We start from the raw sequence: 22,968 nt of genomic DNA, 5'->3' as shown, positions 1-22,968 counted from the left end.
TCTCGTGGTTTTCGGTTTTGTTTTTAGGGCGGGCCGCATTTTATGTAATGCGCGATAGCCGCGTTGAGCCGTTGTTGCCTAAAGTGCAGCTTCGCGAAGGCCTCAGCGGAAATAGAACGGGATCACATAGGCAAGCTGGGACGGCGACAGATCGGACGGCGGTTCGTCAAATGGTGCGGCTTGCCGGACAGCATCCATCGCAACCTGGTCGAGCTTGGCGCTGCCGGAGGATTCGGAAAGCTTCACATAACTCAATTCGCCCGTCGTCGTGATCCCGAATGAAACGCGGACCGTTCCGCGGAGGCCGTTGCCCGACGGCTTATTGCGTTCGACACGAGCCCGGACGCCCGCCGCATAGCTCAACGCATTTCCGCGGCTAGCAGAAGCCCGACCATCGACCACCGCATGCTCGGCGCTTGAACGCGATGCCGAGCCGCCCGCTGTTTGATAATGCGATTCCTCCTGCTGAACTTTGCGTTCCTTTTCGACCTTCTCTTCCTGCTTTGCCTTTGCGGGCGCGTCATCTTTCGTCTCAACCGCTTCCGGCATTTCTTCGACGGGCGTTTCTGAAAACTCCGCAGCTTTGATCTCGCTCACCGTGTCAGGTTCGCCGCCACCACGAATCACCTGCAGAGGGTCTTCCGTTGGCGCGACCGCTGTCGGCGTCACATCGGCGACTTTGATCGGTGTCGGCGGCGGGTCATCGGAAAGAGGTTCCTTGACCTCCGCCATGTCCTGCGGCGCCGATTCCGCGGATTCGACGCTTCCGGCCTGAGACGCTGCAGCAGCAGCCGACGCCGTTTGCGCGTCATGGGTGGAAATCGATTCAAGAACGACCGATTGGGTCGTCGCGAGGCTGAACGTATCGGTCTTGCTATCGAGCATGCCGAATTGTTCGCCGGTGTCGCCCGACATCACTGATGCGATCGCAGCTGCGTGAATGGTCGCCGAAATGACGATCGTGGCGACAAGCAGCTTTCGCGATTCCGCTTTCGTGAGGTTTGATGGCGGAGCCACCTTCGCCGCTTCGACCCGTTCTCTATGCGGTGTTCTCCAGTCGCTGCTCGCGACCCTATCGAAAGCAAACGGGACGACGTTGCCTTGGATAGGCCAAGACTCGAACGTGCGGGATTGAGAATCCGACGAGCGCATTTCGCGCGGCCGACGATCATGCCGTTCAAGGAACGTCAATTTCGCTCGTCTCCCTGGTAACTCGCTTCTTCGAAGCGCATCGGCGGACCTACGCCCGCCGATGCAGAACTTTCTCGATACGTCTCGCTTCCGCGGAGCGACTAGAACTGAGCCCGTGTCGTCAGCAGGAACGTGCGACCGCGTCCCGTATCCATCACACCACTGCCTGTACCCGGACTGCTAAGCGCGGGCGTGTAGGGAAGGTCGGTCAGGTTGGTGACCGTCAAAGCGACATTGATATCGTCGTTGACCTTGTAGTTGGAGAAGAGGTCGTAGGTCGTGTAGCCATCGTAAAACAGCGGATCGCCTGGTTCGACGTTGACGTCGCCCTTCTGGCTCTTCGAGGTAATATAGCTACGGGCTCCGATCGTCAGGCGTTCATCGAAGAACCGCAATCCCGCTGTGATCGTCGTGACATCGCCCGGCAGATAGCTATGTAGACCCAGACCATCCATCTGTGACGGCAAAGTCGTGTGGCTATGGCTGTAGCTCAGGCCAGCGAAGAAGTAGCCAGCGTCATAAGTGCCTTCCAACTCGACGCCTTCGACTTTCGATGTGCCGGGATTATTGACGAACCAGCAATTGGTCAGCCCAAAGGTCGGGTTATAGACCTCGCACGCAGCAGTAATGTAATTGTTGACGTCCATCGTGTAGTAATCACCTTTGAAGCGAAATGAATCTCCGGGCTTGATGAGGCCATCGACTTTTGAATTGAATCCGAATTCCCATCCTCGCTGCTTTTCAGGCTGCAGGAACGGATTGGGGTAGAAATTCGGCTCGAACCCACTGCCTGGATGCGTGCCGTCAATTAACGTCTCTGATATCGACGGAGCGCGGAATGTATTCGACCACGTCACATAAGGTTGGAACCATTCGACGGGCTTAGCCGCCAAAGTGAACTTCTCGCTGAGATCGCCGTAGGAATTGTCAACGCTGAACGGACCCTTCTCAATGCCCGGCGGCAGAGGAATTGGAAAGTTCGGCCCAAGAAAACTGGGGGCATGCGGGTCTACGACGCCATGACCATTGAGGTTGAAATCATCGTACCGAAGACCGACGATCAAATCGAAGATGTTCTTAGAGAACGTCGTTTCGGAGAATGCGCCGCGTGTCGTCGATTTTCCTGATGGATTGGTGCCGCCCCCCTTGGATGGGTCGATGGTGTTCGTGGCATCGACGTCGTCGTGAAAATATTCGTATCCGTAAGTCGACTTGACGGCAATTCCACCCAAATTGAAGAGCGACGTGTTCGAGACATCAAAGCCCAGGCCCAGATCTTCGATGTTGCGCCCTGCTGAGGTCGCTGAATTTCCTATCCCACCAAGATAACGCATATTGAGGTCGCTACCAGAGAAGTTGGCGCGAAAATTTATGAGATCGTTTGCTGCAGGATTATAAACGTAGCTGGCCGTATAGATCTTCGAATCGATGTTTTGATTGTAGGAATTGGCCGTAAAGTCGTTGTTGTAGAGAATAGTGCCGAACGAAACCTGCTGCGCGGAATCAATCCGGATATGGGCTTTCGCCAATCCGGAGATCAGATCCTGATCCGTATAGGGAACACGCTGGCCGCGACCATTCTCGTAGTCGTCTTGATCGTGCTTGCTGATCGCACCGACGATGCTGATCGCGCCACTGCGAATAGCGCCAGCGCCCATTTCTGAAAAGCCGAGACCGTTGCTGCCCCACGTCAAGCTGGTGAGCGCGCCGTAATCCTTTCCGGGCTTCAACACGTCATCCACGTCGAGCGTGCGCAAATTTGCAGAACCCGCAAGGGCGCCAGAACCGCCGACTCCGGAAACCGCGCCACGCTGCACTTCGATGCTTGCCAGAAGCAGCGGATCGACATAGGCGAACCCCCCGACGGTGTGCCCGGTAATCCTGAAGTTCTGCCGCACGCCGTCGATCATCGTGTTTACGCGGCCTTGACCTTCGAAACCGCGGATGTTGACGGAGATGCCGGGATTATTCGGATCGTTCCCGGTCGACACACCCGGCATGGCGCGGAAGACGTCCTGGATATCGGCCTGGCCGAAAGTCTGGATCTCGCTTTGCCCAGCGACGCTGACGCTGGCCGGCGTATTGTAGGGCGCATCGCTCGCCGCCGCGGCTTGGTTTCCACCGTCAGCTTCAGCTGGAGCAGCAGGCTCCGATTGCACCGCCTGAACGGGCTTCGGCTTTGGCTTCGCTTTCGGCGCGCTGCTCTTCTTAGCTTGCGCTCCCTGGACGTTGATACCCGGCAGCTGTGTTTCTTGCGCAAATGCCGGTACGGCCAGCACAAGCGCGGTGGCCGAAACCGTCAGCGTAAGTGCGGCCTTACCGAACGTTCCCCCCGATTGCCCCCCGGCGCCGAAGCTTATCGGTCTCGAATTCAAAATACTGAAGCCACGCACAGCCATTCCCAACGTCCCCCGTGATTACAAATTGTTACGGGCTGGCTGGCTGAGCGCTGCTGCGCTCAATGGCGGGCTTGCCTCTTTTCCTTGCGAAGCCTCCCCCGGAAGCGGACGCAAAGACGGCCCGATAACGGATCGAGCATAAGCACATTATGAAAGTGTACACCAATAGTCAACAAACGATGAAAAGACTTTTTCGGAAGGGACCTCCACTGCTTTTCCAGGCCCTTACCCAATAAGATGCACAGGTCAGAGACGAGCACCCGTCGACGTGAATTTTTAAGAATTTTTAAGCTTGGACGGACCAGCGGAATTGAAAACGTCCCTCTTCTGATCATCCGTAAGAACTAATTAAATCAAATCCTCAGCATTACGTTATCTATTGCACGTACCATGGCGCACACGGAGCGTTTCAATCGATCGCGTGGCCCATGTCGTCCAATTCATCATCCAGCAAGACTTTTATATCGAGGTCCCCTCGGCTGCGCGCATCGGCGTTGCCGGGTTCGACGGAGTCCGCAGAATTAGAGGCGGTGCGCGAAAACGAGTTCACGGCCGACGTGCAGCTCGCCTACCTCGAATCCGTGGTCAAGGACTGGCGCGATGGCCGTCCCAGCGAAATTCCCGAACCCCAGGTCACGCCGGTTCCCGAACCTGCCAAGGAACCCGCCAAAGCAGCCCGGCCAATCGCACTGCCCGCCAATGTGCGGCCCGCGACGATCATCAAGTCTCTCATCGCCGTTGCGCTTGCACTGGCACTCGGCTGGCTTCCGGTTCAGCGATTGCTTGCAACAACAAGCGCCGAAGCAATCGTCAACGCGCGGGTGATCACTCTGAGGGCTCCCATCGAGGGCGAGGTCAGCATGGCGAACGCCGATACCGATGTCGGCAGCATGTTCAGTGTTGATCAAAACATTCTCGTCGTTCGCAATCCGAGGGCCGACTCTTCGCACCTCGCAAACTTGACGAGGGATCGCAATCAGCTGCGGACGACCATCGGCGCGCTGGAAGGAAAGAAGCAGCTTCTCATCGCCAGTCTGGAAGAGCTGTCAACGCAGCAAGAGCGCTTTCGCATCGGGCGGATCGAGCAACTCGAGCAGAGATTGAGACAGGCCGATACGGATATGGCATCGGCTGAGGCGCAATATTCGGTTGCTTCCGATGCGCTCGCCAGAGCGAGCACATTGCGCAAGACGGACGCTGTGAGCCAGGCATTTCTCGATAAGGCCGCGGGCGAAGCGCATGTTACGGAGCAGGCGGTCAAGGGCCAAGTCGAGCGCCGCAAGGGCATGCTCGTCGAACTCGAAGCCGCGAAAAAGGGAACGTATGTCGGCGACAGCTATAACGACACACCTCAGTCGGCTCAGCGAAAGATGGAAGTCTCGCTCGAGCTTTCAGATGTGCAGGCGCGCCTTGTCGGCAGCCGCGCCGAACTCGCGAGCGTCGAGGCCGAAATTCTCAAAGAGCAAGAGCGCCACGATGATCTTTCGCAGGCGGCAATTCGCTCAACGGTGAACGGGCGGGTATGGGAAATGCTGACGGCACCGGGCGAGCACGTCAACGCCGGGCAAGATCTCGTCAAGCTTCTCGATTGCGGTAGTGCGATCGTCACGGCGAGCGTCAGCGAAGGCGTCTATCAACGATTAGCTGTCGGGCAGACAGCGACCTTCAGACCGCGCGACGGCGGAGAAATCTTGACGGGCACGGTTGTGAGCTTGAACGGCCTTGCTGCAGTCGCCTCCAACAGCGCCATTCTACAAAACGCGCTCAGCCGCGAGCCCTATCACGTTACTCTTAGATTTCCGGACCTCCTGAAGCACGCCGACTGCCGCATCGGGCGTTCCGGGCTCGTTCAGTTCGACACCGCCAGCGCCGCCGAATTTTCCCGCACTTATTGAGCGAGCGCCGGCATGACGTCCGCTTCCGGAATGAACTATTTCGACGCCTTGCTGCCGGCCTTCATCATCGGCTTGCTTGCGGCGGCGATCCTGCCGTGGGTCAATCGCAACAACACCGTCGTGCGAACCTGCGCCATCGCTATCTGCCTCGGTCTCGGCTGGCGCTACATGACATGGCGGATATTCAACACCATTCCTTCGATCAGCAGCCCCACCGATTTCATCGTCGGCGTTCTCTTCACCGCCGTCGAAGCCATAACGATGATCGGCGCGACGGCATCGCAAATATTTCTGACGCGCACACGGAACCGCACCGCCGAAGCCAATCGGAACGTACCGGCGCTGCTGGCTCTTCCGAAGTTGCCAAAAGTCGACGTTCTCATCTGCACATATAATGAAGACGAGACCATTCTCGAACGCACGATTATCGGCACGCTTGCGATCAATTATCCGAACTTCCGTGTGTGGGTTTGCGACGACGGGCGACGGTCTTGGCTGGGAGCGCTTTGTGAGCGACATGGCGTCGGCTATCTGACGCGGAGCGACAACGCGCACGCCAAGGCCGGCAACATCAATGCGGCTCTGAAGAAGCTCGCAGCGCTCGACGAAAAGCCGGATTTCATATCGATCCTCGACGCCGATTTCGTGCCGCTTCCGGAATTCCTAACGCGAGGACTATCCCTGGCGCTCGACCCCAAAGTGGGTGTCGTGCAGACGCCGCAGCACTTCTTCAATCCCGATCCCATTCAAAGCAATCTGGCGCTGACGCGCGTGTGGCCAGACGAGCAGCGCTTCTTCTTCGACATCGTCATGGCGTCGAAGGATGCTTGGGGAGGCGCGTTTTGCTGTGGCACTTCCTCGATCATCAGATTCGATGCCCTGCAGAGCATCGGTGGCTTTCCCACGGATTCGGTGACCGAGGATTATCTCGTGTCACTTCGCCTGCGTGAGAAAGGCTATGGCACAGTCTATTTGAATGAGGTGCTTTCGCTCGGTCTCGCGCCGGAAGGGCTCGCCGAGTACACAGGTCAACGCGCCCGATGGTGCCTCGGCTTCGTGCAGATCTGCCGTGGCCCGAGCGGCCCATTGAAAATCGGGAACGGCCTGCCGTTCGTCGATCGCATCATGCTTTGCGAGACGTTTCTTCACTGGTCGGCGACGCATCTTTTCCGCGTGCTTGGCGTCATCGTGCCGGCGCTTTACCTGCTCTTCGGCATAGAGGCCGTGCACGCCAACGTTATCGATGCAATCTGGTATCTGGCGCCGTTTCTCGCCGCGCAAATCTCGATCTTCCTTTGGTTGACCGAAGGGCGCGTGCTGCCTCTGATGTCTGACCTCTATCAAATGCTGTGCTCGACCGAAGTCTTGAAATCCGTCGCCGCCGGAATTTTGCGACCGAAAGGTCAGAAGTTCAAAGTGACGGCCAAGGGCGGCGATCGCAGCAAGCAATTCATTCAATGGCCGCTCCTTAGAATATTTGGCTCTCTGCTCGCGCTGACCGCAGTCGGCATCGTCATCGCCTTTCTTATGGATCCATCTCGAGCATTGGCGGAATCGAGCGCCATCGCGCTCTTCTGGAGCTGGTATAATATCGTCGTGCTCACTCTGTGCTGCTACGTCTGTAGCGAGCAGCAACAACGCCGTAAGGGAGAGCGCTTCGATGTTCGCGTGCCCGTCAAGCTCGGTACTGAGGGAGCATCGTTCGAATTCTATGCGTCCGACGTTTCTGTGAGCGGCATGCATCTCTTGGGTGAGCCGCCCTTGCCTCTCGGGAGCCAAGTTCGAGTGGGGTTCGCGGACGTTTCAATCGGCGCCTATATTCGGCGAAAGACCCAACACGGATTTGGTGTTGAATTTGAAAATTCTGCGGGCTCGAAAGCGCATCTGCTAAGGTTCATTTTTTCCGGCAGAGCGTCTACGTCCGTCGGCTACATCAAGCCGCATCTCGTTGTATCAGCGCTCGCCGCGCGCGTTTTTCGATAAGGACCGAGCGCGTCCAACCATTCTCCTACCAAAGCTCAAACGATAATCACTCTGCCGATCATTAATGATGCATGGGGCTTAAGCTCTCGGCGGAGCTTTGCAGCGCACTCGCGCTAAGTCCCTGATTTTATTCAAATGGCGTGCTGCTTTGCAGCATGAATCTCGCGCCGCGTCATCGAATATTTGTTTCGTCTTACGAAAAAATGTTGACGGCGAGCAGCCTCCCTGCGTCACTAAATGTCGCAGGAAAAACCAACCCAACGGGGCGAGCGGATCTCGGTTCGATTTCAGCATTGACCAGATCAATGGTCGAGAGGCCTCGGTTGGCAGTGCGCGCCCCACCACAGAAGGAGGGAAAATGAAACATTCAAATACCGATCCTCGAATCGCGAGCAAATTTTCAGGTGATCGAACTTGGTCGCTCACTGCGGTGGCGGTTCTCTGGGTTCTCTACGCATTCGTCTTCTTCAAGATCAAAGACTACCTCGGTTCAACGGAAGTCTTTTGGGCGCTAGCCGTGGCTGGCAGCCTAGTGCTCCTGTTCAACACGGCGGCGATCCTCGCGATGGTCGCGCATCTCAGCGAAGAGCGCGACGAGATCTACGGTCTCGATTTGCATTATCTCGATTTGTCTAAGCGCAATTCCTGAAACCATCTGGTGGCATCGTGAACAAACCTCATTATGAACCTCCGAAGCAATCCGCTATCGGACAGCTTTTCGACAGCCTGTTCTTGCTGGTCCTCGTATTCGCGGCGCTCTTCACTCCACTTTATCTCAAGCTCGCCGGCGGCGGCAAAACCGATCTCGTGCTTGCCGACACGAAGACTTGGGAGGGGCTCGGCCAAAATGCCGTGCAGCAGGCACAGTGGGTTAAACTGGGAATGACGCCTGAGACCGCGGCGCCATTGATCACCTCACGTTTCGATTACAGCTTCAGCGTGGTCGAACTGATCATCACGGCAGTCGTCGTGATCGGTTATTTCGCGTTGCTGTTCGCGTTTTCCAAACGTGAATACCGGGAAGTCCTCGAAGAACGCTTCGGCAAAAAGTGAGATCCAGCAATGAACAACTTTGAAATCATCGAATACGCAGCCTGGGCCATTTCTGCCGTCCTCGGCCTGTGGATGCTCTTCGACATGATCAAAACCAATCTCGCTTACGATGAGGACCTGCTGACGTCCTCGAAAGAAGGCGAAATCGACGACGCACTCGTCATCGACCCGACACATCAAGGGGGACACCGGTGAACCAAACTACAGTTGTTCATGGCGAGAAAATCTCGCTCCTTCGCGTGCTCGGTCCCGCGCATGTGTGGGCTCTTGGCGTCGGCATCGTTCTTGTCGGCGAGTACATGGGATGGAACTTCGCCGTCGGCAAGGGCGGCGCAATCGCGGCACTGATCGCATGCTGGGTAGCTGGCCTGCTCTATACCTGCGTCGCGATGATCGACTCGGAGGTAACCTCGACGGTTGCGGCCGCAGGCGGTCAGTACGCGCAGGCAAAACATATCGTCGGACCGCTTATGGCGTTCAACGTCGGTCTCTATCTTGTCTTCGCGTACACAATGCTCGAAGCGGCAAATGCCATCACGCTCGGCTATCTCGTTCAAACAGTCGGCCAGATGGCAGGCTTCGCGGAGGCGCATGACAAGCCATTCATTGTCTTGTCGATCATGTTTCTCGCGTGGCTAAATTACCGGGGCGTCTATGCGACGCTGACGGTCAACCTCGTGCTTACGGCCATCGCGTTCATCGCGGTCGTCGTGCTGTTCGCCGCCGTCAAACCGTGGTCGAACGAACTCCTCAACCATCGTGAGCTTCTCAACGGTCTGCCTTACGGGTGGCTCGGAGTGATCGCCTCGCTGCACTTCGGCCTTTGGTACTATCTCGGCATCGAGGGGACGTGTCAGGCGGCAGAAGAGGTGCGTTCGCCCGCGCGGTCGCTACCGCTCGGCACGATGACAGGCATTATGACCCTGCTCATCGCCGCAACGATGACGTGGTATCTCTGCACCGGATTGATGCCCTGGGAATATCTCGGCCAGGCAACAACGCCGCTGTTTGATGCCGCACGCCTGACGAACTCGATGCCGCTCATGGTGTTGTTGTTCGTTGGAACGATGTTCTCGACGCTGGCTTCGGCGAACGGCTGCATCAACGACGCATCGCGGGCATGGTTCTCGATGGGTCGTGACCGCTACCTGCCTACATGGTTCGGCGCGGTGCATCCCAAGAATAGAACCCCGTTCCGGTCAATCGTGTTTCTTGTTCCCGTGGCGCTCGTTTTTGCGTATTTCGCGCCGCTCGATCAGGTTATCACGTTCTCGATCCTGTCGGGACTTCTTGGCTACACGTACATGTCGCTCCAGGTCATCATGTTCCGCAAGAAGTGGCCGCTCGACGTGATCAAGCGCGGCTACATTCATCCCTTCCACCCGTTGCCTGCACTCGTTCTCTTGACGATCTGCTCGACGACGTATTTTGCGGTGTTCCTTGGTTACGGTACGCAGCTCGTCGCGATGATGATCTTCTTCGTCGTCGCTTCGCTCTGGTTCCATTTCCACCGCTACAAATACGTGCGGCGTGGCGATCAGTTCACGATGCAATGGCCGCGGCCGGTAGGCTACTAAACCTCACGAAGAATGGCCGGCGATTGTCGTCGGCCATTCTTTATCCTTCGGCGGGAACACGATGTACTTATCCCTGACGTTCGCCATCATCGGAGTGGTGACTACTGTGTTCGTCGCAATGCGCGAACACGCGAAGGTCATAGCCGCGCGGCGCCCCCTGCTCGACGGTTGCGCAAACCTTCTTTCCGATGCCGTGATCACTCATGGCGGAGACGGGTTTCCGAGCCTTGAAGGTTTTCACAGCGGATGCTTTATCCGCGTCGAACTCCTTCCAGATACGATGACCATTCGCAGGCTTCCTCAGCTCTGGATGAAGTTGACGCGGATTGAGCGTCGCCCAGGGCTTCCGGAATTTTCGATGCTCGCCCGACCGACCGGTAACGAGTTCTACTCGCTGACACACGATCACGCGCGGATACTCGAACCGCCTTCGGGCCTCCCGCAGGAGATCCTCGTAAAAGGCGGCGGACGGGCTTCACAGGATCTACTCAATAGCCTCTCGCCCGTTCTTCGACGGATCTTTGCCGAGCAGCGCATGAAAGAAGTTGCCGTAACAGGCAAGGGTCTTCGCCTCATTTGGCAGGCGGGCGAAGGCGACAGAGGTCAACATTTAATTTTACGGCAATCTCGTTTTGATGACTCTGCCGTTGCTCCGGAGGCGCTCGCGGCGCGCCTCAAGGATTTCGATGATTTGAGTGCCGCAATCGATAAAGCGCGAGAAGTTCAAGCCGCATGAGCACCATCGTTGAACGTCCACCCTTGAACCCTTATCTGGTTCTGGCCATCGCCGTGGTTTTTCCTGGCGGCGGGCATATCGCGGCCGGCTTCCTGGAAAGAGGCTTAAGATTTGCTTTCTTCACGTTACTGATGGCGCTCTTCACCTGGCACTTCTCAACGCCCGAGCAGTCGCTTGTCGGCCGCACCGCCGGTGGCCTGTTCGTGTGGGCCTTGTCCATACCGGACGCTTACAAGCTCGCGCGGATCCGTTACGAAGTATGGAAATCGAAAAGGTTCCGGGGCTAAACATTTGGCTCCGGCAAAGGAGCCTCCCGTGCCCCATGGTCTCCGCACTTCGGTATACTCCCTCCTCGTTGCCTCTTTTTGCTGCTTGACCTTTGCAGGCGCCGCGTTCGCAAACGTGCGCGTCTGTCAAGAACAAGAGCAGCGGTACATTCAGATCAAGCAAGCGGCAGGCCCCCTCGAGATGAACGCAGCGCTCGTTGCTGCGGCCGATAAGGGTTGTATCGAACTCGCGCGCAGACTGCTGGACGATGGCGCATCGCTTTCGTCACGCGATCGGCTTGGTGCGATGCCCCTCGCTCACGCCGCAAAGACAGGCCACACCGATATCGTCGAGCTTTTCCTTGAGCGTGGCGCGGACATCAACGCGCGTGATCTCGATGGTGGAACCGCGCTTTTTGCGGCGTCGGAGGAGGACAATCCTTCTGCAGTCCGATTTCTTATCGCCCACGGCGCGGACGTGAACATTCCCGGCCGAACCGGTCTTACCCCCATCGCAACAGCGTCGTTTGCCGGCAACGAACAGGTCGTTCGCCTGCTCCTCGACAAAGGCGGGGATCCGAAAAAGGCCGACGCGACTGGCAAGGCGCCGATCTGCTACGCGGTTGCCCGTGGCTTTCCGAATGTCGTGCGTTTGCTTCTCGATCATGCCGTCGACGTCAACGCTCGCTACGGTAATGATCTTACCGCGCTCATGTGGGCCGCAGGACACGAAGATGGTGCCGGCTCAAATGATGTGGCGGACGTGCTCGCGCTTCTCATCGATCATGGCGCACACATCAACGATCAGGATAATCTCGGACGGACGGCTTTGATGATTGCCGCATCGCTCGGACACGACAAAGCTGTCGATGTATTGCTGGCCAGGGGGGCCGACAAAACTTTGCACGACAAAGCCGGCAAGTCGGCAGCCGATCTTGCCACCAATGACGCTTTGCGCAAGAAACTGACGATCAGATAAGGCTATTGGTTGCCCTTGCCGCCAATGACCTGAAGGCTCGCAAGATACTGTGCGACGGGGCCGAGATCGGCGGGTTGCGCTGCTTTCATGAGATCCGACATTCCGGGGTTGTTGGCCCGCGACCCGTCGCGAAATGCCGTCATGGTTTTCAGCAAGTATTCCGCCTGTTGCCCGGCAAGCCGCGCTGTCGTCCCGTCACCTTGATATTGATCGAGATGGCACGAGGTGCACCCGATCGAGCCGATAACCGTCAGTGCCGCTTTGCTGACATCCTTCGGAGGTGAAGGCTGTTGGATATTGGGCCACTTCAGCGCAGCGAAGTGCGCGGCCAGTGCCTTGAAATCAGCCTTCTCGAGACCGGCGACCACCCCGGACATTATATCGTTCTTCCGCGCACCGCTCTTGAAGTCGCGAAGTTGCAGGTAGAGGTAGCCTTCATTCTGCCCCCAGATGATCGGCGTCGTCTTCTCTTGCGGAATGCCGCTTTCGCCGTGGCAGCTCGCACAAAGTTGCGCGTTTTCCTCGACGCTGGCGGCCGACGCAATCCTCGAGGTCAACGGAAACGCCACGGCCAGGGTCGCAATTGCGATCGGCAAAGAATGCTTCACTTTCATCGAGCGAACTCCGAGTGACAGAATTGGTCACGATCTCTTCAACGAATCCGGAAGGAGCGTTCGGCACTCCTTCCGGGCGCTTCTCGTTCGATTAGTTAAGCGTGAAGGCAATGATATTGTTGCCTCGCTTGAAATCGATCTGCGTGTTTCCGCCTGCTCCGACAACAATGTATTCCTTGCCGTCGAGCGTGTAGGCGGCAGGCGGCGCGTTGACGCCGGCGCCGCACTGGAAGGACCACAAGATCTTTCCGCTCTCGGCGTTGTAGGCGCGGAACCAGCCGTTTGCTTCGCCGGTGAAGACCAGATCGCCAGCGGTCGCGAGCGCGCCGCCCATCATGGGCTGCGGCGTCTCCACCTTCCACTTGAGCTTGCCGGTGTTGTAGTTCACCGCCGAGACATTGCCGAATGACTCTTCGGTCGGGATGACTTTGAAAGCGCCGCCGAGCCACAGCTTGCCATCGGGATAGGGGCTACTCTGCACCTGATACGTCATGGGCTGATGAAGATTGACGGCGTAGGCGAGGTTCAGCTTCTGATTGACCGCGATTGGCGACCATTCCACGCCACCGTTGGCTCCGGGGAGCATGCGCGCGCCTTCCGGCGTCGGTAGGGTCCACATATTGTCTTGAGCGACCATCGGCTCCGAGAAGCGGATCATGCTGCAGTCATCGCGTTTGTTGACGTAGACGTGCCCCGTCTTTCCGGCGTGGAGCACGCCCGGAACAGTCTTGCCGTCCTTATCCTTGACGTCGATGAGAACCGGCGGACTAACGGCGTCGAGATCCCATACGTCGTGCGGAATGAACTGGAAATGGCAAACGTACTTGCCAGTCTCGAGATCGACGGCGACGAGCGAGTCCGTGTAGAGGTTGTCGCCCGGGCGCAGCGAACCGTCTAGGTCGGGCGATGGGTTGCCGACGACGAAGTACACACGGTTCAGCTTGAGATCGACTGCGGGGTTCTGCCATACGCCGCCGCCGAGCGTTTTATATGGGTCACCCGTTTTTGCGAGCTGCGCCTTTTCGGCCTCGATATTGCGAAGCAAATCCTTGCCGGTCGCGTCCTTCGTGGCCCAGACGCCCACCGAATTTTCCGGGATCGTATCGAAATTCCAGACCTGCTTGCCGGTATTGGCATCGTATGCGCGAACGAAGCCGCGGATGCCGTATTCGCCGCCGTTGGTGCCGATCAAAATCTTGCCGTTGACAGCCGTCGGTGCCATCGTTTCGCTGTAGCCCAATTCGGGATCCGCGAGCTGCGTCTCCCAGACGACGCTACCCGTTTTCGCGTTGAGAGCGACGAGCTTGGCGTCAAGCGTTGCGAAATAAACTTTGTCACCGAGCACCGCGACGCCGCGATTGTTCGGTCCGCAGCAGTAGGTCGTGATCGGTCCCATCTTGTGCTTGTAGTGCCAGTACTGCTCGCCGGTCTTGGCGTTGAGCGCATAGACATGATCGAACGATGTCGTGACGTACATGACATCGCCGACGATGATCGGTGTCGTCGCGAGCGACTCTTTCACATCCAACTGGAAGATCCACGCGGGGCGAAGCTTCGAGACGCTCGAGGTATTGATCTGCTTGCCGGGAAAGAAGCGCGTCTGCTCGTAGTTGGCGTTCGTGTGCAGGAACTGCTTGGCGTCGCTCGCAGCGTTCGTCAGCATCTCCTGAGTCACAGTTGGAGCGGGTGCTTCGACTTTCGGAGCTTCTTTCTTATGGTGTTCGATTTCCTGAGCGGATGCGGGAGTTAATGAAGCACATGCGAACAGCGTCATCAGCGCCGCACCAGCGTGGCTGTTTTTTATACCGACCATATTGTCCTCGCTTAACTGGGGGGCTCAGTTCGAGCGTCGACACGGAATGGGAGTGGAATAGGTGCCGAGCATTCCGTCAGCTCACGTCTAATTAGTGCACGTGCCAGTTTTTCCCGACAATCGGGTATGATATTCTAGAGTATCTGGGATGTTATCGCGGGCCCCTTTCCGGGACGAATTTTGCGAACGAACTGTCCGTCAGCGTGTTTGAAAGTGTTGGACTGCCGATTACGAATGTCCGCCGTTTTGAGAAATAATTCTCGCGGCACTTCAGTTCTTGAGTGCGCGAAGCGTCCAACGTTGCCCGTTGGAACTTAGTTCGAGAATGCTCAACGGCGCTATATCAATATGCCAAAACGATGCCGGACCTGCGTTGAGGGCCGCGATGATCGCGGCACGCATGATGGCTGGATGCGTAATTGCGATAATATTTTCCTGGCGTCGCAATACGGCGTTCAGCCAAGTTCCCATGCGCGCGACAAGTGCCTCAACGCTCTCTCCGCCGTGTGGGATAGAGCCCGGATCGGACAGCCAGCTTTGGAAAGCCTCCGGCTCGGTCTCGGCGATCTCGGAAAGCTTGTGTCCCGCCCAGCGACCAAGATCGAGGTCTCGCAGGTCATCCTCGATTGTCGCATCGAACCCGAGTGCCGAGGCCGTTTCCCTTGCCCGCGCGGCAGGGCTCGTCAGGGCGACGCCAGAGCGGCTCAGCTCCTTGGCGAGAGCTGCGGCATCTCTTTTGCCGAAGTCGTCGATCCCCTCGTCTAGCGGAAAGGCGGCGGCCCTGACGGCAGCGGTCGAGGCGTTGGCGATGAATGTGAGGCGCGACTTCATGCAGGCCGGTTGCTTACGTTGACAAAATTACGGCCGGGCTTATGGTGGTGGGCGCATCGTCATAGGCAGGAAGCCGGTGAGATTCCGGAACGGTCGCGCCACTGTAATCGGGGACGTCCATACCGTCCATCGAAAGTCAGACCCTCCTATGATTAGCGCCACAGCTTGAAACGGGACGCGTAAATCCCAAGGAGGCACTTGCCTATGTCACAATCTGCAATCATTTCGGGCAGCTCGATTGGCGCGCCCATCCCTCTCAAAGAGATTTTGCCCTGGGCGGTTTTCGCCGGGTTGCTGTTCATTCTCGCCATGTACTTCGTGGGCGTCGAAGAAGGCGCTACCTCACTCTTCAATAGCATGTATGTGCACGAGTTCGTGCACGACGGGCGCCATCTGCTCGGCTTCCCCTGCCATTAACGTTGCGGAGACCTCGACATGGGAGCTCTGCTGATGCGCGGCATGATTGCTGGGCTCATCGCTAGTCTATTGGCATTTGGGTTTGCGAAGATCATCGGCGAACCGCAGGTCGACCGCGCAATTGCGTTCGAGGAAGCGGCTCATACGCCTGCCCCAGGCGAAGCCGAGGAACCTGAGCTCGTCAGCCGTGATGTGCAGGCGAGCGTCGGCCTTCTAACCGGCGTCGCGTTATATGGGACGGCCCTTGGCGGTCTTTTTGCACTCGCCTACGCATTCATCAGCGGCCGTCTACTCCATCTACCACCGCGTAGCACGGCGCTCGTGATCGCCGCAGTCGGCTTTTTGGTGTTGTATCTCGTGCCTTACCTCAAGTATCCGGCAAATCCGCCGGCTGTGGGACAAGGCGAGACGATTAGCTATCGGACCGAACTCTATTTCGGGATGATTGTCTTCTCGCTCTTTGCGCTGGCCATCGCCATCAGCTTCGGAAGGCAAGCCTTCGATACGTTGGGCGGCTGGACTGCATCGATCGTCGGAGCTGCGGTCTATCTCGTGCTGGTCGTCATCGCTGCCTACGCTCTGCCGGTGATCAACGAAGTGCCTGAGAAGTTTCCTGCGGATCTGCTTTGGAACTTCCGCATCGCCTCATTGGGTACCCAGTTCATTCTCTGGGCGGCGATCGGGTTGCTGTTCGGCTGGCTCATTGCCGGCGATCGCGAAAGACTGGCGCGCTAACGACCGTGTTCATGTTCAGAACGCAAAGTGGAGGCGCGCCAAGGGTGCCGCCTCCATTTCAATATGATTTTCCTCTCATCATCCGTTTGAAAGACGTTTCGCCCTGATGCGCCACTCGCCCTGCATTGGCATTTGCAAGCTCGACGATGCAACGGGCTATTGCCTCGGATGCGGCCGTACTGGCGGCGAGATCGGCGACTGGGTTGCCATGAGCGAAAGCCAGCGCGACGCCGTCTGGTCGAATCTGCCTGCGCGGCTTTCCAAACTATCCGTTCGCGTGCGGCTTCTGCCTTGGACGCGCGAGGAACTCGTCGACTGGGCGGCTGAGACCATCGAAGCGCGACGTGGGACGTGGGTGACCGGCGCGCCGGGTGCGGTCGCGGAATTCCCTTGTACCGCCGCACGCACGATCAGTGTCGAAGCTGGATCGGATCCGATCATCGCACGCGCGCCAGATGCCGCATTCCGTCTGCGCCTGAGCGACAAAGTTCGGGCCTTTTCTTTTAGCGAAGGCGGCCCGATCGTCCTCGGTCTCCCGAAGGCCCGCGCGACGATCGCTTCGTCGTCGGTCCTTCAATCGCTCGGCCCGGACAGAGATGCGATCGATGCCGATCATCAGGGGCAGCAGCTTTTTGATTATGGCATCGGCCGCAAGAACTCGCGGTTCTGCGTCCGCACCGGCGATGACGTTTTTGCATCTTCGTTGGCGGGTCAAAGTGGCCGTCACTGGTCCGAAGTGATGGCCACGATTGGCATGCAGATCATATCTGCCAGTCCGAACCGCGTGGTCGAGAGTGCGGCGGCACGCATTGAGGTCTTCGCCAAGATTCCCTCGCCGGGAGAACAATCACCGACCGGCGCCCATACGCATTTTTTGCCTGATTTCCTCAAGAGCGGCGAAGAAATCCCATCTAGCCTCGCTCCGCCCGACTATGCCGCGCCAGTGGCGATTTTTTATCCTCACGAATCCACCAATTAGCGCTGGCGATTAGCTGCCGCTTGGACAGCGATTCTTGTCCCCAAGTCTAAACGTGCGCCATGAGTTGGCGTATTGAGGGGTGCGCCGCGCCGTAGTAGTGACGTTTTTACGGAATAGCGAACGTCCCCAGGAGCAGTGAGGATCTTATGCGCAGCATTGGCCCCGGACTCGTATTTGCCGCCATCATGGGTTTGCTTCCCGTCACAGCTTCGGCGGACGAGCGGATGCAGTCGTCGTTTACTTCGCTCGTCGCCAAGGGCTTCGAAGTCAAATCCGTAACGCTGATACCGCTCGATGTTGCGAAGCGCGTCACCGAAAAGGTGAAGACCGACAACGTCATCGTTACGCTGCAGAACAGAGAAGCCGTGGCGGTTTGCTACGTCGCGTTCGCGAACTGGGCCTTCATGAACAAGACATCGCTCGACTCGTCGACGCTTTGTGAAGTTCGCTCAGCAGCGACCCAGGAAAGTGCTGCTGCGCCGTCGTCGGCGCCGAGCACGACATCGAGCACCGAACCTCCGGCCGCGACCACACCTTCGACGTCCGAGGAACCGCCGGCCGCCACGCCTTCGCCCAGCGCTCCGGCATCCGGAACCGCCCCTTAAGTACGCCGACGCTTTCTGAGACTTGGTAAAATGCCCGGCGAGCGCCGTTCTCCGGGCCTGCTGCCTTAGTCTCAACACGGGTTCTGGGCATATGCCGAAGCCACTTCCCCTTTCATCAGTGAGGGCTTGGAAAAGTGACGAATTCGGGAGCGCTCAGGGCATCGTTAGCGCTAATTGGCGCTGTGCTCGTCTGTGGGATTTCGACTGAAGGCTACGCTCACAGCGGCACGCAAGAAGAGCAAGACGCATGCACACCCGACGTCTTCCGATTCTGCTCGGCACAAATTCCTGATGAAGACCGTATCGTTGCGTGTCTCCACCGGTATCTCAGCAAGCTCAGTCCCGATTGCCGTTCGGTCATGACGGGAACCCCGGTCACACGAAAAACCCGTCCGCAATAAGTCCAACGATTTTAGACGCGACATTTCCTGGCGAAGGACAGAACCGGTGCGACGCAAAATTCTAATCGAAAAAATGCTGGTCGTTTGCGTTGCGGCTGCGGTCATCACATTTGCGCAGACCGGCGCCTCGTTTGCTCACAGCGGAACAGCTGACGAGCAAGCTGCTTGCACTCCGGATGTGCTCAGTCTCTGCTTCTGGCAGATCCCGAACGAGGACCGGATCGTTGAGTGCCTCAACAAGAATATCAAGAAATTGAGCCCGGCATGCCGCAAGGTAATCGACGGACCGCCGGACAAGAAGGATGATCGCAGCAAACGCTGAATAGTTCGGACGATCACCGGCGGATCGCGTCATGGGAAACGCGATCCGATCCAGATTTATGATCTGGAGTTATCAGGCGCGACCGCGGGCTACCGTCGGCTTATTCAGCTGAAGCGCGTTGCAGACCGTCTCAACGATCCCTTGGGCCGAGAGCCCAGCCCGCTGATACATAACCTCGGGCTTGTCCTGATCCACGAAGGCATCCGGCATGACCTTCGAGCGCACCTTGAGCCCGCGATCCAGCAATCCGTTCTCGGCAAGATAGTGCAGCACATGACTGCCGAAGCCGCCCACTGAGCCTTCTTCGATCGTGACGAGGACATCGTGATTTTCGGCAAGTTGCCGGATGAGCTCGGTGTCGAGCGGCTTCATGAAACGAGCGTCGGCGACGGTCGCAGAGAGTCCGAGCGCGGCCAGCTGATCGGCAGCCTTCAAGGTCTCTTGCAGGCGCGTACCGAATGAGAGGAGCGCGATTGTCGATCCCTCGCGCAAAACGCGTCCCTTGCCGATTTCGAGGGGGATACCGATTTCGGGCATGGCAACGCCCGTGCCTTCGCCGCGCGGATAACGGAAGGCGCTCGGGCGATCGTCGATCGACGCCGCCGTGGCGACCATGTGTTTCAGCTCGGCCTCGTCAGCCGCGGCCATGATAACGAAATTCGGCAAGCAACCGAGATAGGCGAGGTCGAACGTTCCGGCGTGCGTCGCGCCGTCCGCTCCGACAAAGCCTGCGCGGTCGATCGCAAATCTTACCGGCAAGCTTTGCAGGGCGACATCATGCACGACCTGATCGTAGCCGCGCTGCAGGAACGTCGAATAGATCGCGGCGAACGGCTTCATGCCTTCGGTGGCAAGGCCCGCCGCGAAAGTTACCGCGTGCTGCTCGGCAATGCCGACATCGAACGTCCGATCCGGAAATTCGCGACCAAAGATGTCCAGACCCGTTCCGTCGGGCATCGCCGCGGTGATAGCGACGATCTTCTCGTCCTTCTTGGCTTCGGCGATCAAGCTGTCCGCGAATACGCGCGTATACGACGGCGCCGACGCTACGGGCTTTGCTTGCACGCCCGTCACGACGTTGAATTTGGCGACGCCGTGATATTTGTCCGCCGATGCTTCAGCGGGCGGGTAACCTTTGCCCTTCTGCGTCACGACGTGAACGAGGATCGGACCCTGGTCGGCGTCGCGAACATTCTTCAGGACCGGCAATAGCTGATTGAGGTCGTGACCATCGATCGGGCCGACGTAGTAGAAGCCGAGTTCCTCGAACCAGGCACCGCCCTGCCAGAGATGACGCGTATATTCTTCGACGCGCGCGGCGCGCCGTTCCCAGCTTTTCGGCAATCCCTTCGCCAGCTGCTTGGCGATGTCGCGAACGTAGAAGTACGAGTCGCTCGACGTCAGCCGGGCAAGATAGGACGATAGCGCCCCTGTCGGCGGCGCGATCGACATATCGTTGTCATTCAGTATGACGATCAGCCGTTCGCTCCGCGCGCCGGCGTTGTTCATCGCTTCGTAGGCCATGCCCGCGCTCATGGAGCCATCGCCTATGACGCAGACCACGTTATTCGTGTCGCCGGATAATTCGCGCGCCACAGCCATGCCGAGGCCAGCGGAAATCGACGTCGATGAATGAGCAGCGCCGAACGGATCGTATTCGCTCTCGGTGCGCTTCGTGAAACCGGAAAGGCCGCCGGGCTGGCGCAATGTCCTTATCCGGCTACGGCGGCCGGTCAGGATCTTATGCGGATACGACTGGTGGCTGACGTCCCAGATCAAGCGATCGCGCGGCGTTTCGAAAAGATAGTGGAGCGCCACCGTCAGCTCGACGACGCCCAGGCCAGCGCCAAGATGGCCGCCGGTTTGCGATACGGCATCGATGAGTTCAGCGCGAAGTTCCGACGCAAGCTGGGGCAGTTCGCTCTCGGACAGTTGCCGAAGATCGGCCGGCGTATCGACTTGGTCCAAAAGCGGTGTTTTGGATACCCGAGGCACCATTACATCCATCGACCAAACTCCCCCCAAAACAGCCTTAGCCCGAGTCCCTGTAACTGTTCCAAATATGAACCCATGACACGGCGCAAAAAATGGAACATGCACATCGAACCGGACTCTACGGGGAAGTGTTGCAGCCAAGCCTCACAAATGGCAGACAACAGTGGGGAAGTTGGCTAAATGCCGCCACCGTGTCCACCTAGGACACATTCCCGCCGCTGAGGATTCTACTCGCCGGCGGCACACCGAATTTGAAAACAATGAGGGAGGGGCAATGGTCCCGGCCAAGAAATCACGTATTTTTGGGGCTTCGATCGCAGCTTTGATGACAGCGCTTCTCGCTTCACCTCAACTTGCGAGCGCGCAAGCCTTCGACGCGCCAGAAAAGACGATTAGCGGCCTAAACGCTACGCTACTCGACACGATGAAGCAGGCGCAGGCGCTTGGCGTGCAAGGCCGTTTCAACGCTCTCGCGCCCGTTCTGTCGAAAACGTACGACATCCAATCGATGTCCCGCGTGGCAGTCGGACAAAGCTGGGACACGTTCCAGCCCGAGCAGAAGGCCGCCGTTACCGATGCGTTTGCTCGCATGATGATTGCGACCTATGCGAAGCGCTTTGACGGATTCTCCGGCGAGACATTCGAAATCGCCGAGATTACGGATCGGCCGCCGTCTGACAAAATGGTGAAGACCCGGATCGTTCAAAGCAACGGCAAGCCGGTTGCGATCAATTACTTGCTGCGCAAGACGGGACAGCAATGGCGGATCGTCGATGTCTATCTCGACGGTACCATCAGCGAACTTGCCAGCCGTCGCGCTGAGTTCTCATCGATCCTAAAAGCAGGCGGCCCCGATGCTCTGATTGCTTCGCTCAAGAAGCAGGGCGATAGGCTGCTATCGGGTAGCTGATTGCACGACATTCGTGGCCGGCCTTGTCGACGATGAGCCGGCCGCGATCTTCCTGCCCCTACGCACCTTATACGGCGCACTGAGACGTCTTCACGGTCGTCATTGATATAGAGAACAGCTAAGCCGCGCGGACGTTTTGCAACGCCGCGCCAGCTGATTCTGGCCTGGCTAAAATTCGGATCGAATTAGCGCGCTTCGACCGGCGTCGGCGGACCGACGACAACGATCGTACCGCCATGATCCTCGGCGCTCGACATTTTCGGCACGTCGGTCATCTGGCGCTTCTTGAGCATCGTCGGTGATGAAACGAGTTCCATGACAGGCTCGATCGCGTTGGGATCGGGTGGTAAGGGCTCGCCCGTCAAAACGCTCGTTGTCAGAGCTTCCTGAAGCTCCGCCTGGCGCTTCTGATCGGTCACACTGCGCAGCATCGAATAGAAGTCGATCGAGCTTTCCTCGAGCGTCTGCATATCTTCTGCTTTGCTCAGGTTCGTGAGCGGACTGGTCACGCTGCCTGCAAGATTGACCCGGCTGTACAGCGTCGCGACCTTCGTCGGTATAAACGTGCCTGCCGGAATTTGCGCGGCAAATTCTACACCAGTTCCGATCGCATCTCGCACGTTCGTCGGGCCGAGGATGGGCAGCACCAGATAGGCGCTTTCCCGATAGCCCCAGACGTACATCGTCTGTCCGAAGTCGCCGGACTGATGAGCCATGCCTTGTGTCGCCGCGACGTCGAAGAGGCCGCCGAGACCAAGCGTCGAATTGAGTGCGAAGCGGCCGAGCGTCGTGGCCGCAGCAGCCGGACGGAGCTGCAAAACGTTGTTTGCAAAAACCATCGGCTCGGAAAGGTTGGTCGTGAATGCGTCGATGCGATCGCGCACGCCTTCAGGCACGTTCTCGTTATACGACTTGGCAGCCGGATAGAGGACGTCGTGATTGAAATCCTGATTGGTATCGAAAACCGAGCGATTGAATTGCTCGTGAGGATCGGCGATGGATTTCGGCTCAGCGTCGCTTTCGACCGAAGCCAAGTGCTGTGGTGCGATTTGCGGCGCAGATGTGCTGGCGCAAGCCGACAGACCCACACCGGCCAAAATGCAGCCGAGCCAATTAGCGATGGTAGTGAATCTCACGTCCCGATATTCCCCCATGCCAAGCCCTGCGGCCAAGCAACCTCAGATCTATCGCAGCCACGCTCTTAACGCTAGCTTACCCGTCGAAGCCCGTAGGCTTTCCCCCAGGTCAAACCAGAAAGTAACGTCAG

The 22,968-nt window shown here is 58.0% G+C and carries 22 protein-coding genes and 1 riboswitch; of the genes, 15 read left to right on the top strand and 7 right to left on the bottom strand.

Going from position 1 to position 22,968, the window contains the following annotated elements; all coding sequences use genetic code 11:
* Window positions 1-102: 102 nt before the first annotated feature.
* The gene (locus G359_RS05580) at window positions 103-1,017 is read right to left on the bottom strand and encodes a cell envelope integrity protein TolA (RefSeq protein WP_197077530.1); all 915 of its coding nucleotides are present in this window, start codon (window positions 1,015-1,017) and stop codon (window positions 103-105) included.
* 275 nt (window positions 1,018-1,292) lie between these two features.
* Window positions 1,293-3,590, bottom strand: coding sequence for a TonB-dependent receptor domain-containing protein (locus G359_RS05575; protein ID WP_052699199.1), 2,298 nt, complete (start codon window positions 3,588-3,590; stop codon window positions 1,293-1,295).
* A gap of 530 nt (window positions 3,591-4,120) precedes the next feature.
* On the opposite strand from G359_RS05575, the gene G359_RS05570 reads away from it, so the two are divergent.
* The 9 genes from G359_RS05570 (at window position 4,121) to G359_RS05530 (ending at window position 12,079) form a co-directional block, all read left to right on the top strand.
* Entirely contained in the window at window positions 4,121-5,485 is a 1,365-nt protein-coding gene (locus G359_RS05570) for an HlyD family secretion protein (RefSeq protein WP_245279940.1), read from the top strand.
* Window positions 5,486-5,497: 12 nt separating this feature from the next.
* Window positions 5,498-7,468: a glycosyltransferase gene (locus G359_RS05565; protein WP_082072815.1), complete on the top strand. Its 1,971-nt coding sequence runs from the start codon at window positions 5,498-5,500 to the stop codon at window positions 7,466-7,468.
* 358 nt (window positions 7,469-7,826) lie between these two features.
* Window positions 7,827-8,117, top strand: a complete 291-nt coding sequence (locus G359_RS05560; RefSeq protein ID WP_045835324.1) for a hypothetical protein — start codon at window positions 7,827-7,829, stop codon at window positions 8,115-8,117.
* A 17-nt stretch (window positions 8,118-8,134) separates the two neighbouring features.
* Complete coding sequence (locus G359_RS05555; RefSeq protein ID WP_045835323.1) at window positions 8,135-8,521, top strand: hypothetical protein; 387 nt, start codon at window positions 8,135-8,137, stop codon at window positions 8,519-8,521.
* A 9-nt stretch (window positions 8,522-8,530) separates the two neighbouring features.
* Window positions 8,531-8,716 (top strand): hypothetical protein, encoded by a 186-nt coding sequence (locus G359_RS05550; RefSeq protein WP_045835322.1) that lies wholly within the window; start codon window positions 8,531-8,533, stop codon window positions 8,714-8,716.
* On the top strand, window positions 8,713-10,098 hold the full coding sequence (locus G359_RS05545; protein WP_045835321.1) for an APC family permease: 1,386 nt from the start codon (window positions 8,713-8,715) through the stop codon (window positions 10,096-10,098). Before G359_RS05550 ends, G359_RS05545 begins: the two co-directional genes overlap by 4 nt.
* A gap of 61 nt (window positions 10,099-10,159) precedes the next feature.
* On the top strand, window positions 10,160-10,834 hold the full coding sequence (locus G359_RS05540; protein WP_045835320.1) for a hypothetical protein: 675 nt from the start codon (window positions 10,160-10,162) through the stop codon (window positions 10,832-10,834).
* Entirely contained in the window at window positions 10,831-11,121 is a 291-nt protein-coding gene (locus tag G359_RS05535; protein WP_045835319.1) for a hypothetical protein, read from the top strand. Before G359_RS05540 ends, G359_RS05535 begins: the two co-directional genes overlap by 4 nt.
* Window positions 11,122-11,236: 115 nt before the next feature.
* Window positions 11,237-12,079: an ankyrin repeat domain-containing protein gene (locus tag G359_RS05530; protein WP_156150674.1), complete on the top strand. Its 843-nt coding sequence runs from the start codon at window positions 11,237-11,239 to the stop codon at window positions 12,077-12,079.
* Window positions 12,080-12,081: 2 nt separating this feature from the next.
* On the opposite strand, the gene G359_RS05525 is transcribed toward G359_RS05530, so the two are convergent.
* From G359_RS05525 to G359_RS05515, 3 genes are all read right to left on the bottom strand, one after another.
* Window positions 12,082-12,693: a c-type cytochrome gene (locus tag G359_RS05525; protein WP_045835318.1), complete on the bottom strand. Its 612-nt coding sequence runs from the start codon at window positions 12,691-12,693 to the stop codon at window positions 12,082-12,084.
* 91 nt (window positions 12,694-12,784) lie between these two features.
* Entirely contained in the window at window positions 12,785-14,506 is a 1,722-nt protein-coding gene (locus tag G359_RS05520; protein ID WP_052699196.1) for a pyrroloquinoline quinone-dependent dehydrogenase, read from the bottom strand.
* A 270-nt stretch (window positions 14,507-14,776) separates the two neighbouring features.
* Complete coding sequence (locus G359_RS05515; RefSeq protein WP_045835317.1) at window positions 14,777-15,337, bottom strand: histidine phosphatase family protein; 561 nt, start codon at window positions 15,335-15,337, stop codon at window positions 14,777-14,779.
* Window positions 15,338-15,365: 28 nt separating this feature from the next.
* A riboswitch (cobalamin riboswitch) is annotated at window positions 15,366-15,499 on the top strand.
* Between the two features lie 42 nt (window positions 15,500-15,541).
* Between G359_RS05515 and G359_RS05510 the strand changes: the two genes are divergently transcribed.
* From G359_RS05510 to G359_RS05490, 5 genes are all read left to right on the top strand, one after another.
* Window positions 15,542-15,754, top strand: coding sequence for a CbtB domain-containing protein (locus tag G359_RS05510; protein WP_045835316.1), 213 nt, complete (start codon window positions 15,542-15,544; stop codon window positions 15,752-15,754).
* An 18-nt stretch (window positions 15,755-15,772) separates the two neighbouring features.
* Entirely contained in the window at window positions 15,773-16,489 is a 717-nt protein-coding gene (locus G359_RS05505) for a CbtA family protein (RefSeq protein WP_045835315.1), read from the top strand.
* Between the two features lie 106 nt (window positions 16,490-16,595).
* Window positions 16,596-17,468, top strand: a complete 873-nt coding sequence (locus tag G359_RS05500) for a DUF1289 domain-containing protein (RefSeq protein ID WP_245279939.1) — start codon at window positions 16,596-16,598, stop codon at window positions 17,466-17,468.
* A 146-nt stretch (window positions 17,469-17,614) separates the two neighbouring features.
* The gene (locus G359_RS05495; protein WP_045835313.1) at window positions 17,615-18,073 is read left to right on the top strand and encodes a hypothetical protein; all 459 of its coding nucleotides are present in this window, start codon (window positions 17,615-17,617) and stop codon (window positions 18,071-18,073) included.
* 447 nt (window positions 18,074-18,520) lie between these two features.
* Window positions 18,521-18,796 (top strand): hypothetical protein, encoded by a 276-nt coding sequence (locus G359_RS05490; protein WP_245279938.1) that lies wholly within the window; start codon window positions 18,521-18,523, stop codon window positions 18,794-18,796.
* Between the two features lie 72 nt (window positions 18,797-18,868).
* On the opposite strand, the gene dxs is transcribed toward G359_RS05490, so the two are convergent.
* Window positions 18,869-20,803 (bottom strand): 1-deoxy-D-xylulose-5-phosphate synthase, encoded by a 1,935-nt coding sequence (gene dxs, locus G359_RS05485; protein ID WP_045835312.1) that lies wholly within the window; start codon window positions 20,801-20,803, stop codon window positions 18,869-18,871.
* A 313-nt stretch (window positions 20,804-21,116) separates the two neighbouring features.
* Here dxs and G359_RS05480 point away from each other — a divergent pair, with 313 nt between their 5' ends.
* Window positions 21,117-21,701 carry an ABC transporter substrate-binding protein gene (locus G359_RS05480; protein ID WP_245279937.1) on the top strand — a complete coding sequence of 195 codons (585 nt, stop codon included), beginning with the start codon at window positions 21,117-21,119 and terminating at the stop codon, window positions 21,699-21,701.
* A gap of 185 nt (window positions 21,702-21,886) precedes the next feature.
* Here G359_RS05480 and G359_RS05475 read toward each other — a convergent pair whose 3' ends face one another.
* Window positions 21,887-22,837: an MlaA family lipoprotein gene (locus G359_RS05475; RefSeq protein ID WP_045837684.1), complete on the bottom strand. Its 951-nt coding sequence runs from the start codon at window positions 22,835-22,837 to the stop codon at window positions 21,887-21,889.
* Between the last annotated feature and the right edge of the window lie 131 nt (window positions 22,838-22,968).

The organism is Hyphomicrobium sp. 99, from assembly GCF_000384335.2.
GTDB lineage: Bacteria > Pseudomonadota > Alphaproteobacteria > Rhizobiales > Hyphomicrobiaceae > Hyphomicrobium_B.
Note: the sequence above shows the minus strand (reverse complement) of the source record. Positions and strands in the feature narration are given on the sequence as shown.